Origin of the sequence: Actinomadura sp. NPDC023710, from assembly GCF_040639875.1 — a bacterium.
Taxonomy (GTDB): Bacteria; Actinomycetota; Actinomycetes; order Streptosporangiales; family Streptosporangiaceae; genus Spirillospora; species Spirillospora citrea.
Map to the genome: position 1 here is coordinate 78,375 of NZ_JBFAGB010000022.1, position 14,884 is coordinate 93,258.

Genomic DNA, 14,884 nt, shown 5'->3' on the forward strand with positions numbered 1-14,884 from the left:
GAACGCGCCCGCCGCGGGGCGCGGGATTCCGGTAGCGCCCCAATCAGAACACGGGCGCCGGAGAGACCGCAGGAAATCCGTACCGTTTTATGGTGGTTCGTTTTGAACGCCTTGGGCTGGGCATCGCCGTCTCATTCGATCCGACAGCACGTTGGAGGAAACAATGTCGACCGCGATTTGGGTCGTCGTCGCCCTGGTGGTCGTCGCCGTTCTCGCCGCGGCCGGGTACCTCGCCATGACCCGGTCCCGCACGGCGCGGCTCAGGCGGCGGTTCGGCCCCGAGTACGACCGGGTCCTGGAGCGCCAGGGCGGCCGCGCGGCCGCCGAGCGGGAGCTGCGCTCCCGCGAGCAGCGCCACGAGGAGCTGGAGCTGCGCGACCTCGACCCCGGGCGCCGCGAGGAGTACCGCGAGCAGTGGGTCCGCGTCCAGGAACGCTTCGTCGACGCCCCCGAGGCGGCGGTCGAGCAGGCCGACCAGCTCGTCACGGTGGTGATGGGCGAGCGCGGCTACCCGACGCACGGCTTCGAGGAGAAGGTGGCCCACCTGTCGGTCGAGCACGGCCGCACGCTGGAGCACTACCGGCGGGCCCACACCATCAGCGGGAAGGCCACGACCAAGGAGGCGTCCACCGAGGACCTGCGCCAGGCCATGGTGCACTACCGCGCCCTGTTCGAGGAGCTGCTCGCCCCGCACGGCGAGGCTCACCACGGCAAGGGCGAGGAGCACACCGCGCAGAACCCCGCGCAGCACGCCACTCCGCAGACCGATCAGCATGCCGAGCGGCGCGCCGCAGAGCACACCGACGAACACGCCGGCAGGCACGCCGCCGCCCCCACCGGACCGGCCACCGGTCCGTCCACCGGTCCGTCCACCGGGCACCGCGGCGACGACCGAACCATGAGGAGCTGACCCGATGGAGCACAGGCGACCCGAGACCGGAACGCCCGCGGCCACCGGGCCGCTCACCGGCGAGCGCGCCCGCGACGCGGGAACGGCGGAACCCGGGATGACCGACGACCGCCATGTCGCCGGCCCCGGCCCGACCGCCCCCGGGACGCAGGCGCCGGAGACCGTGCCCGACACGGTCCCGGACCCGGTCCCGGCCCACCGCGGCACGGACCGCGCCAAGACCCCCGTCAGGGACGCGGGCACGATCAAGACCCCGAGCCAGGAGGCCAACCAGGTCAAGGCGTCCACCCGGGACACCGACCCGGTCGGGACCCCCGTGCAGGGCACCGAGCCCAAGCACGCCGCCCCCCAGAAGCCGGGCGCGACCCCGGGCGCCGCTCCGGGCGCGACCCCGGGCGCGACCCCGGGCGCGACCCCGGGCGCGACCCCGGGCGCGACTCCGGGGGCGACCCCGGGGGCGGCCCCGGGCGCGACTCCGGGGGCGACCCCGGGGGCGGCCCCGGGCGCCGCATCCGGCGGCGTTCAGGAGAAGCTGATCGCCGCGACCGAGGCCGAGCGGTTCCGGGAGCGGTGGCACGAGGTCCAGGCCGCCTTCGTCGACGACCCCGGCGAGTCGGTGCGCAAGGCGGACGGTCTCGCCTCCGAGGCGGTCGACGCCCTCGGGCGCGCGCTCGCCGCGCACCGGCGCTCGCTCACCGGGGCGCTCGACGGCGGCGAGCCCGCCGACACCGAGCGCCTCCGGCTGGCGCTGCGCGGCTACCGCGACCTCCTGGATCGCATCTTCGCCGCCTGATCCGTCGCAACGGGCGCCCCCGCGGGATCGCGGGGGCGCCCGCCTGCGTCCGGCATCAGCCGTCCAGGAAGCGGGAGCCCACCTCGCGGCCCCGGGTGCCGCGCTCGCGGTCCTGGACGGAGTGGGCGGCGCCCTCACCACGACGAGCCCTCCCACTGGCCCTCGGTCGCCCCCTTCTTCCGCCGGGGCGCTCGGGCCGCTCGTCAGGAAGGCGGTGAGGGTGAATACTGAATCTCGTTCGGTAACCCCGTGAGCGGAGGACCAACGTGTCCGAGAACTTCTCGATGACCATCGACGGCCGGGCCGTGACGGCGCCCGGCGCCTTCGGCGTGATCGATCCGGCGACCGGCGAGGTGGCCGAGCAGGCGCCCGACGCGTCCCGGGAGCAGCTCGACGCGGCGATGACCTCGGCTCAGGCCGCCTTCGCCGACTGGCGCCGCGACGAGGCCGCGCGCCGCAAGGCGCTGCTCGCGGCGGCCGAGGTCATGTTCGCCAGGTCCGAGGAGATCGGCCGGATCCTCACACTGGAGCAGGGCAAGCCCCTGGCCGACGCGACCATGGAGGTCGTCGGCGCGGGCGTGTGGCTGAAGTACTTCGCCGACCTCGAACTGCCCCGCGAGGTCATCCAGGACGACGCCCGCGCGCAGGTCGAGGTCGTGCGCCGCCCCATGGGCGTGGTCGCCGCGATCACCCCGTGGAACTACCCGCTGCTCCTGGCCGTCTGGAAGCTCGCCCCGGCGCTGCTCGCGGGCAACACGATGGTCCTCAAGCCGTCCCCGTTCACCCCGCTGTCCAGCCTGAAGCTCGGCGAGGTGCTGCGCGACGTCCTGCCGCCCGGCGTGCTGAACGTCGTCACCGGCGGCGACGAGCTCGGCGCCTGGATGACCGGGCACGAGGTGCCCCGCAAGATCAGCTTCACCGGCAGCGTCGCGACCGGCAAGCGCGTCGCCGCCGCCGCGGCGCCCGACCTGAAGCGCGTCACGCTGGAGCTCGGCGGCAACGACCCGGCGATCCTGCTCGACGACGCCGACCCGGCCGCGGTCGCCGACCGGCTGTTCGGCGCCGCGTTCCAGAACAACGGGCAGGTCTGCTCGGCGATCAAGCGCGTGTACGTCCCGGAGGCGCTCTACGGGGACGTGGTGGACGCGCTCGCCGAGCGGGCCAGGGCCGCGCGGGTCGGCAACGGGATGGACGAGGGCGTCCAGTACGGGCCGATCAACAACCGGCCGCAGTACGAGCGGGTCGGCGAGCTGGTCGCCGACGCGCTCGCGGGCGGCGCCCGCGCGGCGGCGGGCGGCAGGCCGATCGACGGTCCCGGCTACTTCTTCGAGCCGACGATCCTCGCCGACGTCTCCGACGGCACCCGGATCGTGGACGAGGAGCAGTTCGGCCCCGCACTGCCCATCGTCAAGTACACCGACCTGGAGGACGCGGTCGCGCGCGCCAACGGCACCCACTTCGGGCTGTCCGGATCGGTGTGGGGCGCCGACGCCGAGCGGGCCGCGGAGGTCGCCGGGCGGCTGGAGTGCGGCACCGCGTGGGTCAACACCCACCTGGCCCTCGCCCCCAACCAGCCGTTCGGCGGGTTCAAGTGGAGCGGCGTCGGCGTGGAGAACGGCCCGTGGGGGCTGTACGGGTTCACCGAGCTCCAGGTGATCCACCGCTCGAAGGGCTGAGCACGTCAGGTAGGGGCCCGGCCGCCGGGCCCCTACCTCATTTCGGTGTGTACCGCATGAGGGGAAAGGCACGACTTCGAGTCCGGAAAGTGATGCCGCCGCTACTGGCGGCCTGATCCCGGAATGGGACACTTCCGGACAGGGGCGTGGATCACCGCACCGACCCTGGAGGAACCGGATGCACACCTGGGACGTCATGCGGCGGGACGATCTCGGCAACGTCCTCCGCGTCGCGGTGCACGACTCCCGGGTCTCCGCGCTGGCCCAGGTCATGGCCCTGGAGAGCGGCGTCCGGCACCGGCAGACGTACTGGGTGGACGGCCCGCCGGGCCCCGCCGTGCGCACCAACCGCGACCTGTACCTGGTGTTCCTGCAGCTCGGTCAGGAGGCGAGGGCGGCCTCGTGGTCGCTGTCGGCGTTCCTGCGCTCGCTGTGGAAGGTCGGCGCCGCGCTCGCCGGCCAGGCGCGGCTGGAGCCCGACGACGTGGCGGCGATGTTCGCGGCGGCCGCCGCCACGCCGCCCCCCGCCTTCGACGCCGCCTGGAGCGGCAAGGACCTGTCACTGCCCGGCGACGAGCCGGACGGGTACGCCGACTGGGAGCGGGTCCTGCTCTCCCAGATCGCCGACCTGGAGGACTTCCTGGCCGCTCCCCCGGGCCCGCGGGCCCGGTTCGGCGTGGAGGCGCCCCGGCCGCCCGGCTCGGGCGCCCGCGCCACCCCGGCCCGCTGGTACAACTTCGACCCCGCGACGTACCTGGAGTGCGCGGTGGCGGGCAGCCTCGGCGGGTGGGACGCGGCCGACGGCGCCCGCGTCCCGCTGCCGGCGGGGCCCGGCGAGTCGCCGGCGCGCTCCTACGTCCGCACGATCACCACGATGAGCTGGACCGATCTCGCCCGGATCGCCGTGTGCGGGCAGATGTACGAATAGTCCGCCCTGTCACCCTGACGTGGTAGGACTGGCACCATGACCGACAGGCCGGTCGAGTTCAGCGACCGGGGAGGCTGGTGCCTGGCGCGGGGCCGCCCCCATCCCGCGCTGCGCCCGTTCCTGCGCGCCTACGACGGCTACTGGGAGACGGAGGCCGTGCCGTCCCGGATGCGGACCCTGCCCACCCGCACCACCGTGGTGATCCTCAACCTGGGCCCCCCGCTCCACCTGGAGGTCCCCGACCCGGGGGTGCGCGACCGCGCGTACGGGTCGTTCGTCGCGGGGATGCACGACGGGCACGGCATGTATCTCAGCCCCGGCGGGCAGCGCGGCATCCAGCTCGACGTCACCCCGCTCGGCGCCTACACACTGCTCGGCGTCCCGATGGCGCGGCTCACCAACGCCGCCGCCGACCTGCCCGACCTGCTCGGCCGGGAGGCGGGGACGCTGGTCGAGCGGCTCGGCGACGCGCGGACCTGGGGCGCGCGGTTCGCCATCCTGGACGCCTTCCTGCTGCACCGCCTCGACGCCGGTCCGGTCCCCGACCGGGAGGTGGCCCGGGCGTGGCGGCTGCTGAACGGGAACCCCGCCATGCCGGTCGCCGACCTCGCCGCCGACGTCGGCTGGAGCCGCAAGCACCTGACCCACCGGTTCCGGGAGCAGGCCGGGCTGCCGCCCAAGGTGATGGCACGGGTGCTGCGCTTCCAGCGCGCCGTCGGGCTGCTCCTCGGCGGCGCCGGGCTCGCCGAGGCCGCGTTCGCCTGCGGCTACTACGACCAGGCCCATCTCAACCGGGACTTCCGCACGCTGTCGGGCTGCACGCCGACCGAGCTGATCGGCGGCCAGCTGGAGCAGCAGCGCGTCTCCACGCTGGCCGAGGCCTCCGCCTGAGCCGGCCGGATCAGCCCTGGTGCACGCCGCCGCCCAGGTTCATCACGATGACGCCGAGCACGATGATGGCGGCGCCGGCGATGGTCACCGGTTTGACCGGCTCGTCGAACAGCAGCACGCCGCCCGCGAACGCGCCGATCGTGCCGAGCGCGGACCAGATGGCGTAGACGGGCCCGACGTTCAGCGACGTCAGCGCCCTGGCCATGAAGACGAAGGAGATCAGGTACCCGGCCACCACGATCAGCGACGGCCCCAGCCGGGTGAAGCCGTCGGAGGCGCGCATCGCCAGCGTCGCCGTCACCTCGAAGGCGATGGCGAGGCCGAGCAGGACGAACGGCATCAGAGCGCCTCGCCGTGCTCGGCGGCGATCGCCTCGAAGACCGTCATGTCCGCCTCGAACGGCGAGCCGGGGCGGGGCCAGTGCAGCGCGATCTCGGTGATGCCGAGTTCGGCGTAGCGGCCGGCCAGGTCGGCGAACGCGCCGGTCGACTCCAGCCAGGGCTCCTCGTTGAAGCCGGTCAGGAGAATGAGGTCGTCGAGGCGGCGGCCCTCGGCGTCGCACGCGGCGCGCAGGGCGTCCAGCCGGGAGCGGACGATGCCGTACGGCTCGTCTCCCTCGCCGTGGGCGCTGGTCACCCAGCCGGTCCCGTGCCGGGCCGCGACCCGCATCCCGCGCGGCCCGTTCCCCGCGATGACGAGCGGCACTCGGGGGCGCTGGACGCAGCCCGGTTCCTGCACGACCTCGCGCGCGGTGTAGTACTCCCCCTCGAAGGAGGTCTCGGGGTCGGTCAGCAGTCGGTCCAGCAGTTCCACCCACTCGGCGAAGCGGGAGGCGCGCTCGTCCGGGCTCCAGTCGCCGCCGAGGATCCCGGCGTCGGACGCGCGGCGCGTGCCGCCCGCCCCGACGCCGACGGTCAGGCGCCCGCCGCTCACGTGGTCGATCGTCTTGATCGCGTGCGCCGTCGGGACGGGATGCCGGAAGTTCGGCGAGGTCACCAGCGTGCCGACGCGGACGCGGGAGGTGACCGCCGCCGCGGCGGCGAGCGTGGTGTAGGCGTCGTACCAGGGCGTCGTGCCGCGCCAGGCGATGTGGTCGTACACCCATGCGTGCCGGAACCCGAGGTCCTCGGCACGCCGCCACAGCTCCCCGGCCCCCGGCCAGGACTGCATGGGCCACATCACGGCGCCGATCCTCGGTGCGGTCACCGGTTCCTCCGTCCTCTCCCGCGTCCCCCGCGGAACGCCTCCACCCATAGATACATGCCGCCACGGTGGTTCACGCACCGGACCGGGCAAGCCACCGGTGCAGGGCCCACCACCAGTTCGCGGTGCGCGACACGGCCGCGCCCGCGCCGGGGTCGAGCAGCGGCCGCCCGGCCAGCTCCTGGAAGCGGCGGATCCGGTACTTCACGGTGTTGCCGTGGACGTGCAGCGCCGCGGCCGTCGGCTCGATCCGTCCGCCGTGGTCGAGGTAGGCCAGCGCGGTCTCGGCCAGTTCCCGGTGGAACGGCTCGCCGGGGTCGAGGCCCGTCAGCAGCGCGGCGGCGAGCAGGCCGCCGAGTTCCGGCTCGGCCTCGGTGGCGGTGAGCAGCGCGAGGTCGGCCAGCTCCCGCACCCCGGTGAGCCCGGCGGCGGCGCCCGCCCGCAGCGCCCGCCGCCCGAGCGCGTACATCGGGGCGATCTCGCCGGGACGCGCGGGAGGGGCGGCCACCAGCAGCGGGCCTGGTGACCCGGTGGCCGGGGCCCGCGGGCCGGGCAGCCGGGCGACGAGGGCCGCGAGCCGCCCGTCGACGAGCCCGCACAGGCCCGGCCCGGCGGCGGTGAGCGCCGACTCCAGCCGTCCCGCCACGGCCGGGTCGCTGACGTCGGAGACCACGCAGTGGTAGGCGGCATGGGGGTCGAGCGGCGCGAGCACGGGGACGGACTCGCCGTGCAGCAGCTGCCGGAGCATCTGGAGGCGCCCCTCGCGGACGGTCCGCGCCATCTCCAGCTCGGCGACCCGGTGCGCGTGGACCATCCGCTGCACCAGCGCGGTGGTGATCTCATCGATGCGGGTCACGCCGTCCAGCAGCGCCGCGTCCGGGACGCCCATCCGGCGGCCGTCGGCGACGAGCGCCCGGACGAGGTGGGCGCGTCCCGCCTGGAAACCGTCCAGGAACGCCGCGACGGGCACGCCCTGCCGGGCCCGGTCCGAGCCGAGCCGCTCCGCCGCCGCGAGGACCTCCTCGCCCGGCTCGCCGTCCTCCAGCGCGGCGAGCACCCCGTGGACCAGGGCACGCGTGTGCCGCCTGGTCTCCTCCTCCGGCAGCGCGGCCACCAGCTCCGACCGGCCGCGGGCGGCGCGGACCGTCGTCTCCAGCAGCACCGGATCGTCGGTGTGCTCGATCAGCAACCGCAGGAACCGGTCGCCTGCGCTGGGCTCCATCCACCCATTGTGCGTCCTCGTTGTCCCCTCCGGACAACGGGGCGTGCGGGCATTGGGCGCCGCCGGTCTAGCCGGGAGACCGGACCATGGTGTTCGGTGGTCGGGAGACGAGCCCGAGGAGTGCGCGATGTCCGACGAGGAAGAGTTCCTGGAGAAGCTGCCGACCGAGCTGATCTTCCGGTTGCCGCCCACGTTCGACGACGTCGCGGACGAGCGACGGCACCGCAAGGAGCGCCTCACCGCCGCGCTGCGCATCTTCGGCAAGTTCGGCTTCGAGGAGGGCGTGGCCGGGCACATCACCGCCCGCGACCCCGAGCGCACCGACCATTTCTGGGTGAACCCGTTCGGCATGTCGTTCAAGCACATCCGGGTCAGCGACCTGATCCTGGTGAACCACGAGGGCAAGGTCGTCGAGGGCCGCTACCCGGTCAACGAGGCGGCGTTCGCGATCCACTCACAGGTGCACCAGGCGCGCCCGGACGTGGTGGCCGCCGCGCACAGCCACTCCACCCATGGGCGGGCGATCTCGGCGCTCGGCCAGAAGCTGGAGCCGATCACTCAGGACGTGTGCGCGTTCTACGAGGACCACGGCCTGTTCGACGACTACACCGGCGTGGTCACCGACCTGGAGGAGGGCAAGCGCATCGCGGCCGCCCTCGGCGGCCACAAGGCCGTCATCCTGCGCAACCACGGCCTGCTCACCGTGGGCGACACCGTGGACGCCGCCGCCTGGTGGTTCATCACGATGGAACGCTCGTGCCAGGTGCAGCTGCTGGCCAAGGCCGCGGGGCAGGTCGTCCCGATCGAGCACGACAACGCCGCCCTGACCCACGAGCAGATCGGCAACGACCTGGTCGGCTGGATCAACTACCAGCCCCTCTACGACCAGATCACCCGCGAGCAGCCCGACCTGTTCGACTAGGCCACCCGTCCCCCGGCCCCGGCGCGCTCGGCGGCGCCGGGGCCTTCGCGCGCCCCGGCCGCGCCCGCGGATCGTGGTGGGCGAGCAGGACGCGGGCGATGCGCTCGAAGGCGGCCCGGTCGTCCGGGGTGAGCGGCGCCAGCAGCTCCGCGTCCAGCCCGGCCGCGCGCCGGGTGACCTCGTCCAGCTCCGCGCGGCCCTCGGCGGTCAGCTCGACCACGTAGCGGCGGCGGTCGGCCGGGTCGCGCTCGCGGCGGACGAGCCCGGCCCCCTCCAGCCGGCCCACGACCTCGACGAGGTCGCTCGGGTCGATGCGCAGCCGGACTCCCAGGTCGCGCTGCGAGGCGGGCGCGGCGTCGTCCAGCGCGGACAGGACGGCGAAGTGCCAGAGGCCGAGGCCGTGCTCGTCCATCATGCGGCCCATCCGCGCCCGTCCGGCCCGCCCGACCTGGGCGAGCACGAACGTGGTGATCCCGAGCAGGCGGGGCGGCAGCGGGCCGGCGGTCTCGTCCATCCGCCTATTGTAGGGTTACTCCAATCATTGGTGAGTACCCACGAATAGGGGACGGCATGGACGCGCTGTATCCGCGCCTTCTGGTGGACGACTTCCGCGCCTGCGCGGGCTTCTACGAGGCGGCGCTGCGCGCGCTGCTCGGGATCGAGCCGGTCAAGCTGATCCCGGAGGCCGAGTACGCCAACTGGGACCTGCGGGGCGAGGCCGTGCTGGTCGTGATGGGGCGCTCCCGGATGGCGAAGGCCACCGGCACCGCGGACCTGCCCGCGCCGTCCGGGCAGGACGGCTCGATGCTGGTGTTCCGCGTGGACGACGTGGACGCCGCGGCCGGGACGCTCCGCGGGCTCGGCGCCGTCCAGGTCGCCGGGCCGCGGGACCGACCCGAGTGGGGACCGGGGCTGCGCACCGCCCATCTGCGCGACCCCGGCGGGAACCTGCTGGAGCTCCAGTCCTACTGAGGGGACTCCTCGGCGGGCTCCTCGGCGGGCTCGGTGAGCGGGAGCAGGACCTGGAACCGGGTGTCGCCGGGCAGCGACTCCACCCGGATGTCGCCGCCGTGCCGGTCCGCGACGATGCGCCAGGAGATGTCGAGGCCGAGCCCGGTGCCCTGCCCCACCGGCTTGGTGGTGAAGAACGGCGTGAAGATCCGGTCGAGGTCCTCCTCGGGGATGCCGGTCCCGGTGTCGGCGATCTCGACCATCGCGTAGTCGTTCTCGCGGGCGGTGCGGATCGTCAGCGTGCCGCTGCCCTGCATCGCGTAGAGCGCGTTGACGATCAGGTTCGTCCACACCTGGTTCAGCTCGGCCGCGTAGACCGGGACGGGCGGCAGCGTCTCGTCATAGACGGTCTTGACCATCACGCCGTCCCCGAACTTGCGCTTCAGCATGGTGAGCGTGCTGTCCAGCAGCTCGCGCAGGTCGGTGCGCTGGTAGGGCGCGCGGTCGAGCTGGGAGTACTGGCGGGCCGAGTCCAGCAGCGCGGTGATGCGGCCCATCGCCTCGGAGATCTCCGCCTGGAGCTGGGTCACCTCCAGCACTTCGGCCAGCCAGCGCATCGCGGCCGGCAGGTGGCCGCCCGCCGCCTGCTCGACCTCCCCGGCCTGCTCGATGCCGATCCCGGCGGCCACCAGGCCGGGCGCGAGGTCCCAGGCGTCGTCGACGCCGTGCTCCTCCAGCCAGTCGCCCAGCTCGTCCTCCGCGTCGCTGACCTCCAGCGGGCTGCGGCGCCCGCCCGGCGCGGCGGGCAGCGCCGGGCGCAGCGCCACGAGCGCGCTCAGATGGGTGCAGTCGACGCCCTGCGCGGCGAGGCCGGCCAGGCTCTTCTGCGCGCCGATCAGCCGGTCGCCGAGCTCGGCGCTGGCCCGTGCCGCGGCGGCGGCCGGATTGTTCAGCTCGTGCGTGAGGCCCGCGGTGATGGTGCCGAGCGCGGTGAGGCGCTCGCGCTGGTCGACGACCCGCCGCGCGTTGGTCATCCCGAAGAAGATGCCCTCCAGCAGGTGCGTGGCCATCGGGAACCACTTGCGGACCATCTTGGCGAACTTGCGCGCCGGCAGCACGAAGAGCTTCGAGGGGCGCGTCGCGCGCAATGAGTGCTGGTACCTCTGCTCGATCTTGTCGCCCAGGTAGGCCTGCACGGCCCCGCCGTAGGTGCCGGGACGGTCGGTCCGGCTGACCTGCGCCACGTGGCCCCGGACGTTCTGGGTCATCACCATCTCGCCGTCGAGCAGCACGTAGAGGAACTCGGCGGCATCGCCCTGGGCGCAGATGATCCCGTCCTCGGGGTAGTCCGCGACCGTCCCGCAGGCCGACAGCCAGCCGAGCTTCTCGTCGTCCAGGTCCTCGAAGAGGAACAGCTCCCGCAGCTGCTCCGGTGATGCCGTGTTCATGCCTGCTCCAGGTAACGATGGACCAAAGCGACGGCCATCGCGCCGTCGCCGACCGCGGACGCCACCCGCTTCATCGACTCCGAGCGGACGTCGCCCGCCGCGAACACCCCGGGGACGCTGGTCTCCAGGTGGTAGGGCTGGCGGGCGAGCGGCCACCCGGCGGGGCGGCGGCCGCCGCCGACGAGGTCGGGCCCGGTCAGGACGTACCCGCGCACGTCGCGCTCCACGAAGCCGTCCAGCCACTCCGTGCCCGGTTCCGCGCCGATGAACACGAACAGCCAGTGCGCGTCGATGGTCTTCTTGCCGCCCGGCCACGCGAACGTGAGCCGTTCCAGCCGGTCGGCGCCCTCCGCCGCGCACACCGTCTTGCCGGTGTGCACCTCGATGTTGGGCGTCGCCGCGATCTGCTCGACCAGGTAGTGCGACATCGACTTCTCCAGGTCGTCGGCCCGGACGATGATGTGCACCTTCCTGGCGTACTTGGCCAGGTGCACGGCCGCCTGGCCCGCGGAGTTGGCGCCGCCGACGACGGCGACCTCCTCGTCCTTGCAGGACGGCGCCTCGGTGAGCGCGGCGCCGTAGTACACGCCGCGCCCGACGAAGTCGTCCACGCCCTGCGCGTTGAGGCGCCGGTAGGAGACGCCGGTGGCGAGGATGACGGCGTGCGCGGCGATCTCGGTGCCGTCCGACAGCCGCGCCACCCGGGCCGTGCCCCGCGACTCCAGCGCGGTCACCTCGCCGGCCTGCAGCAGCTCGGCGCCGAACCGGTCGGCCTGGCGGCGGGCCCGGTCGGCGAGCTGCGCGCCGCTCACCCCGTCGGGGAAGCCGAGGTAGTTCTCGATGCGGGAGCTCTGCCCTGCCTGGCCGCCGAGGGCGCGGCGCTCCACGACCACCGTCTTCAGGCCCTCGGACGCGCCGTACACGGCCGCGCCGAGCCCGGACGGGCCCCCGCCGACGACGATCAGGTCGTAGAAGCCGGTGGACGGGGTGCTCGGCAGCCCGACCGCGGCGACCAGCTCGGCGTCGGACGGGGCCGACAGCGTCGCCCCGTCCGCGGTCACGATCAGCGGCAGCTCCGGGCACGCGGCCGCCGCGAGCAGCTGGGCGCCCTCGGGGTCGCCGTCCATCAGCCAGGTGTAGGGCACCTGGTGGCGGGCCAGGAAGTCGCGGACCTCGTAGCAGCGGGCCGACCAGCGGTGCCCCACCACCCGCAGCTCGCCCGGCGGGCGCCGGTCGACGCGCGCCCAGGCGTCCAGCTGCTCGTCGATCACCGGGTAGAACTTCTCCTCCGGCGGGTTCCACGGCTTCAGCATGTAGTGGTCGAGGTCGACGTCGTTGATCGCGCGGATCGCCGCGTCCGTGTCGGCGTAGGCGGTGAGCAGGACCCGCCGCGCGAACGGGAACAGGTCCATGGCGCGTTCCAGGAACTCCACGCCGTCCATCCCGGGCATCCGGTAGTCGGCGAGCAGCACGGCCGTGTCGTCGCCGCGCAGCCGCAGTTCGCTCAGCGCGTCCAGGGCCTGCCCGCCCGACTCGGCGCGCACGATCCGGTACGCCTCGGCGTACCGGCGGCGCAGGTCCCGCGCCACGGCCCGGGACACACCCGGGTCGTCGTCGACCGTCAGCAGCACTGGTTTGGACAACATGTCCCCCTCGATCCGGCACAACCCCGTACGAAAGCCTACGTGGATCCGGCCCCGCCGTGCGGGACCGGACCCGCCGATCGGGCCCCCGCCGCCCGGTCGCCGCCCCGCCATCGGTCATGATCGGGACATGGATCTGCGTGTTGCCCTGATCGGATTCGGCACCGGCGGCTCGGTGTTCCACGCCCCGCTGATCTCGTCCGTGCCGGGGATGCGGCTGGCCGCGGTCGTGACCGGCGCACCGGAGCGGCAGCGGGCCGTGCGCGAGCGGTACCCGGAGGCGGAGGTCCTCGACAGCGTGGACCGGCTGTGGGGGGCGTCGGGCGCCTGCGACCTGGTGGTGGTCACCGCCCCCAACCGGCAGCACGTGCCGCTGGCCCGGACCGCGCTGACCTCGGGCCTTCCCGTCGTCGTGGACAAGCCCGTCGCCGCCGCCTCGGCCGAAGCCCGCTCCCTCGCCGCGCTGAGCGCCGTCCGGGGGCTGCCGGTCTTCCCCTTCCACAACCGCCGCTGGGACGGCGACTTCCAGACGGTGCGGCGGCTGGTCTCCTCGGGCGCCCTCGGCGACGTCCGGCGCCTGGAGTCGCGATTCGAGCGCTGGCGGCCGGAGGTCAGGGAGAGCTGGAAGGAGAGCGCCGACCCCCGCGACGCGGGCGGCATCCTGTTCGACCTCGGATCCCACCTCGTCGACCAGGCGATCGCGCTGCTCGGCCCCCCGGACCGCGTCTACGCCGAGATCGACGCCCGCCGCCCGGGAGCCGCGGCCCCCGACGACGTGTTCGTGGCCCTGACCCACCCGGGCGGCGCCCGGTCGCACCTGTGGATGAGCGCCACCGCGGCCGAGCTGGGCCCGCGCTTCCGCGTCCTCGGCGGCAGCGCGGCGTACACGGTCTCGGGCATGGACGTCCAGGAGGAGCAGCTCCGCGCGGGCCTCACCCCCAAGGACCCCGGCTACGGCATCGCCCCGCCCGGGTCCAGCGGCCTGCTCGGCACGCCCGGGCACGAGACCCCCGAGCCCACGGCCGCCGGGGCCTACCACGACTTCTACGCGGGCGTCCTGCGCACCCTGCGGGACGGCGCGCCGCCCCCGGTCACCCTCGCCGAGGCGATCACCGGGCTGGAGGTCATCGAGGCGGCCGCCCGCTCCGCCCGCGAGTCCGCCGTCGTCGAACTCGGCGATCGGTAAGGGCGCCCGCGCGGCCCTCCGGCGGCCGCGCCTGAGGGCGCGGTCCCGTCAGAGCACGGAGACGTGGACGTGGTCGAAGTGGTTCTGGGTGACGCTGCCCCGGTCCTCCATCTGGCGCCAGCCGCCACTGCCGCGCATGTCGTAGATGCGCTGCTTCCAGATGACGTACTTGATGCCGAGGCGGGACGCGTTGTCGATCACGTACTGGGCGACGCGGTCGCCGTGCGCCTGGGCGGAGGCGCTCGGCATCTTGCCGCCGGTGCTCTCCATGAAGTCGCAGGCCCGGCCCGAGCCGTGGTCCTGCGGGTCGCCGGGGCGCGAGCAGCCGATGGTGGGGAACGCGCCGAACTTTCCGTCGATGGCCAGCAGCGCGGTGCGCATCCGCGCGGTCATCGAGTTGCCGACGATCGGGGACTTCGTGCCGCTCGCCCCGTCCGGGCGGCCGCCGCCGGCGGGGACTGTGGTGCGGGTCGCCTCCGGCTTGTACTTGGCGAGCAGCTTCTTGACGCGGGCGCGCTGGCCCTCCAGGTCGTCGATCTCCTTCTCGACCGCGTCCAGCTTCTTCCTGGCCGTCGCCTGCGACTGGACCGCCCTGGTGTTCAGCGCCTCCAGGGTCTGGATGCGGCGGCCGTTGTTGCGGCTGATGTGCTCGATCACGGCGGCGTCGCGGACGGCGGCGCCCGGCTCGGCCGAGGAGATCATCGGGATCACGTCGAGACGGCCGGTCATGTAGGTGGAGGACGCCAGGCGGGCCACGTCGACGCGGGCGGCGTCGTACTCGCGGCCGGCCCTGGTCGCGTCCGCGCCGGCGCGGACGGCGGCCTTCTTCGCCTCCTCGAGCGAGACGAGCTCGCCCCGGTACTCCTTGGAGAGCTTCTCCGAGCGCACCTTGAGCTTGGCGTACTCCTTCTTCAGGTCCTTCGGCTCCTGCGGGAGGGCCGCCGCGCTCCCGGACACCGGCGGCAGCGCCGCCGAGACGCCCGCCGCGAGGGCGAGCGCCGCGAGGCGCTTCGCCGTTCTGCGCCCGCGCGGGGGGCGGGCAGTCCTGCCGGGGGGATCGAGGGCCGCCACAGATCTCTCCTAGATAACAAAGCTCAAGATTGGCGGCACA

Annotated in this window: 15 protein-coding genes; 8 read left to right on the forward strand and 7 right to left on the reverse strand. The window is 74.1% G+C overall.

Translation table 11 applies throughout. From position 1 onward, the window contains the following. The first annotated feature begins 163 nt into the window (after positions 1–163). From AB0H37_RS25035 to AB0H37_RS25055, 5 genes are all read left to right on the forward strand, one after another. The gene (locus tag AB0H37_RS25035) at positions 164–910 is read left to right on the forward strand and encodes a hypothetical protein (protein ID WP_360615565.1); all 747 of its coding nucleotides are present in this window, start codon (positions 164–166) and stop codon (positions 908–910) included. 4 nt (positions 911–914) lie between these two features. Then, positions 915–1,703, forward strand: a complete 789-nt coding sequence (locus AB0H37_RS25040) for a hypothetical protein (RefSeq protein ID WP_360615567.1) — start codon at positions 915–917, stop codon at positions 1,701–1,703. 266 nt (positions 1,704–1,969) lie between these two features. Beyond that, positions 1,970–3,379, forward strand: coding sequence for an aldehyde dehydrogenase family protein (locus tag AB0H37_RS25045; protein ID WP_360615569.1), 1,410 nt, complete (start codon positions 1,970–1,972; stop codon positions 3,377–3,379). A 178-nt stretch (positions 3,380–3,557) separates the two neighbouring features. Continuing rightward, complete coding sequence (locus tag AB0H37_RS25050; protein WP_360615571.1) at positions 3,558–4,307, forward strand: hypothetical protein; 750 nt, start codon at positions 3,558–3,560, stop codon at positions 4,305–4,307. Between the two features lie 36 nt (positions 4,308–4,343). Next, positions 4,344–5,198, forward strand: coding sequence for an AraC family transcriptional regulator (locus AB0H37_RS25055; RefSeq protein ID WP_329091326.1), 855 nt, complete (start codon positions 4,344–4,346; stop codon positions 5,196–5,198). 10 nt (positions 5,199–5,208) lie between these two features. Here AB0H37_RS25055 and AB0H37_RS25060 read toward each other — a convergent pair whose 3' ends face one another. From AB0H37_RS25060 to AB0H37_RS25070, 3 genes are all read right to left on the reverse strand, one after another. Next, positions 5,209–5,538 (reverse strand): multidrug efflux SMR transporter, encoded by a 330-nt coding sequence (locus AB0H37_RS25060; protein ID WP_179834632.1) that lies wholly within the window; start codon positions 5,536–5,538, stop codon positions 5,209–5,211. Then, complete coding sequence (locus AB0H37_RS25065) at positions 5,538–6,404, reverse strand: LLM class flavin-dependent oxidoreductase (RefSeq protein WP_360615574.1); 867 nt, start codon at positions 6,402–6,404, stop codon at positions 5,538–5,540. The genes AB0H37_RS25060 and AB0H37_RS25065 overlap by 1 nt, the downstream gene beginning before the upstream one ends. Positions 6,405–6,474: 70 nt before the next feature. After that, on the reverse strand, positions 6,475–7,623 hold the full coding sequence (locus AB0H37_RS25070; protein WP_179834630.1) for a helix-turn-helix domain-containing protein: 1,149 nt from the start codon (positions 7,621–7,623) through the stop codon (positions 6,475–6,477). A 127-nt stretch (positions 7,624–7,750) separates the two neighbouring features. On the opposite strand from AB0H37_RS25070, the gene AB0H37_RS25075 reads away from it, so the two are divergent. Beyond that, on the forward strand, positions 7,751–8,545 hold the full coding sequence (locus tag AB0H37_RS25075; protein ID WP_360615577.1) for a class II aldolase/adducin family protein: 795 nt from the start codon (positions 7,751–7,753) through the stop codon (positions 8,543–8,545). Here the strand turns inward: AB0H37_RS25075 and AB0H37_RS25080 are convergent. Further along, positions 8,514–9,059: a MarR family transcriptional regulator gene (locus AB0H37_RS25080; protein ID WP_360615579.1), complete on the reverse strand. Its 546-nt coding sequence runs from the start codon at positions 9,057–9,059 to the stop codon at positions 8,514–8,516. The two genes, AB0H37_RS25075 and AB0H37_RS25080, sit on opposite strands and share 32 nt — an antisense overlap. Positions 9,060–9,115: 56 nt before the next feature. Between AB0H37_RS25080 and AB0H37_RS25085 the strand changes: the two genes are divergently transcribed. Next, positions 9,116–9,517, forward strand: coding sequence for a VOC family protein (locus AB0H37_RS25085; protein ID WP_329091333.1), 402 nt, complete (start codon positions 9,116–9,118; stop codon positions 9,515–9,517). On the opposite strand, the gene AB0H37_RS25090 is transcribed toward AB0H37_RS25085, so the two are convergent. Both AB0H37_RS25090 and AB0H37_RS25095 read right to left on the reverse strand, forming a co-directional pair. Continuing rightward, positions 9,511–10,944, reverse strand: a complete 1,434-nt coding sequence (locus AB0H37_RS25090; RefSeq protein ID WP_360615582.1) for an ATP-binding protein — start codon at positions 10,942–10,944, stop codon at positions 9,511–9,513. The two genes, AB0H37_RS25085 and AB0H37_RS25090, sit on opposite strands and share 7 nt — an antisense overlap. Further along, the gene (locus AB0H37_RS25095; protein ID WP_179834625.1) at positions 10,941–12,590 is read right to left on the reverse strand and encodes an FAD-dependent oxidoreductase; all 1,650 of its coding nucleotides are present in this window, start codon (positions 12,588–12,590) and stop codon (positions 10,941–10,943) included. Before AB0H37_RS25095 ends, AB0H37_RS25090 begins: the two co-directional genes overlap by 4 nt. Positions 12,591–12,717: 127 nt before the next feature. Here AB0H37_RS25095 and AB0H37_RS25100 point away from each other — a divergent pair, with 127 nt between their 5' ends. Further along, positions 12,718–13,773, forward strand: coding sequence for a Gfo/Idh/MocA family oxidoreductase (locus AB0H37_RS25100; RefSeq protein ID WP_179834624.1), 1,056 nt, complete (start codon positions 12,718–12,720; stop codon positions 13,771–13,773). A 48-nt stretch (positions 13,774–13,821) separates the two neighbouring features. Here the strand turns inward: AB0H37_RS25100 and AB0H37_RS25105 are convergent, their stop codons facing one another. Then, a complete protein-coding gene (locus tag AB0H37_RS25105) occupies positions 13,822–14,844 on the reverse strand; it encodes a hypothetical protein (protein ID WP_329091341.1) in 1,023 nt (340 codons plus the stop codon). Positions 14,845–14,884 lie beyond the last annotated feature (40 nt).

Excerpts from the sequence above, each read along its gene's own strand:
- AB0H37_RS25070 (WP_179834630.1), bottom strand. The coding sequence starts at position 7,623 with ATGGAGCCCAGCGCAGGCGACCGGTTCCTGCGGTTGCTGATCGAGCAC.
- AB0H37_RS25040 (WP_360615567.1), top strand. The coding sequence starts at position 915 with ATGGAGCACAGGCGACCCGAGACCGGAACGCCCGCGGCCACCGGGCCG.
- AB0H37_RS25090 (WP_360615582.1), bottom strand. The coding sequence starts at position 10,944 with ATGAACACGGCATCACCGGAGCAGCTGCGGGAGCTGTTCCTCTTCGAG.
- AB0H37_RS25095 (WP_179834625.1), bottom strand. The coding sequence starts at position 12,590 with ATGTTGTCCAAACCAGTGCTGCTGACGGTCGACGACGACCCGGGTGTG.
- AB0H37_RS25055 (WP_329091326.1), top strand. The coding sequence starts at position 4,344 with ATGACCGACAGGCCGGTCGAGTTCAGCGACCGGGGAGGCTGGTGCCTG.
- AB0H37_RS25075 (WP_360615577.1), top strand. The coding sequence starts at position 7,751 with ATGTCCGACGAGGAAGAGTTCCTGGAGAAGCTGCCGACCGAGCTGATC.
- AB0H37_RS25080 (WP_360615579.1), bottom strand. The coding sequence starts at position 9,059 with ATGGACGAGACCGCCGGCCCGCTGCCGCCCCGCCTGCTCGGGATCACC.
- AB0H37_RS25060 (WP_179834632.1), bottom strand. The coding sequence starts at position 5,538 with ATGCCGTTCGTCCTGCTCGGCCTCGCCATCGCCTTCGAGGTGACGGCG.
- AB0H37_RS25050 (WP_360615571.1), top strand. The coding sequence starts at position 3,558 with ATGCACACCTGGGACGTCATGCGGCGGGACGATCTCGGCAACGTCCTC.
- AB0H37_RS25035 (WP_360615565.1), top strand. The coding sequence starts at position 164 with ATGTCGACCGCGATTTGGGTCGTCGTCGCCCTGGTGGTCGTCGCCGTT.
- AB0H37_RS25100 (WP_179834624.1), top strand. The coding sequence starts at position 12,718 with ATGGATCTGCGTGTTGCCCTGATCGGATTCGGCACCGGCGGCTCGGTG.
- AB0H37_RS25085 (WP_329091333.1), top strand. The coding sequence starts at position 9,116 with ATGGACGCGCTGTATCCGCGCCTTCTGGTGGACGACTTCCGCGCCTGC.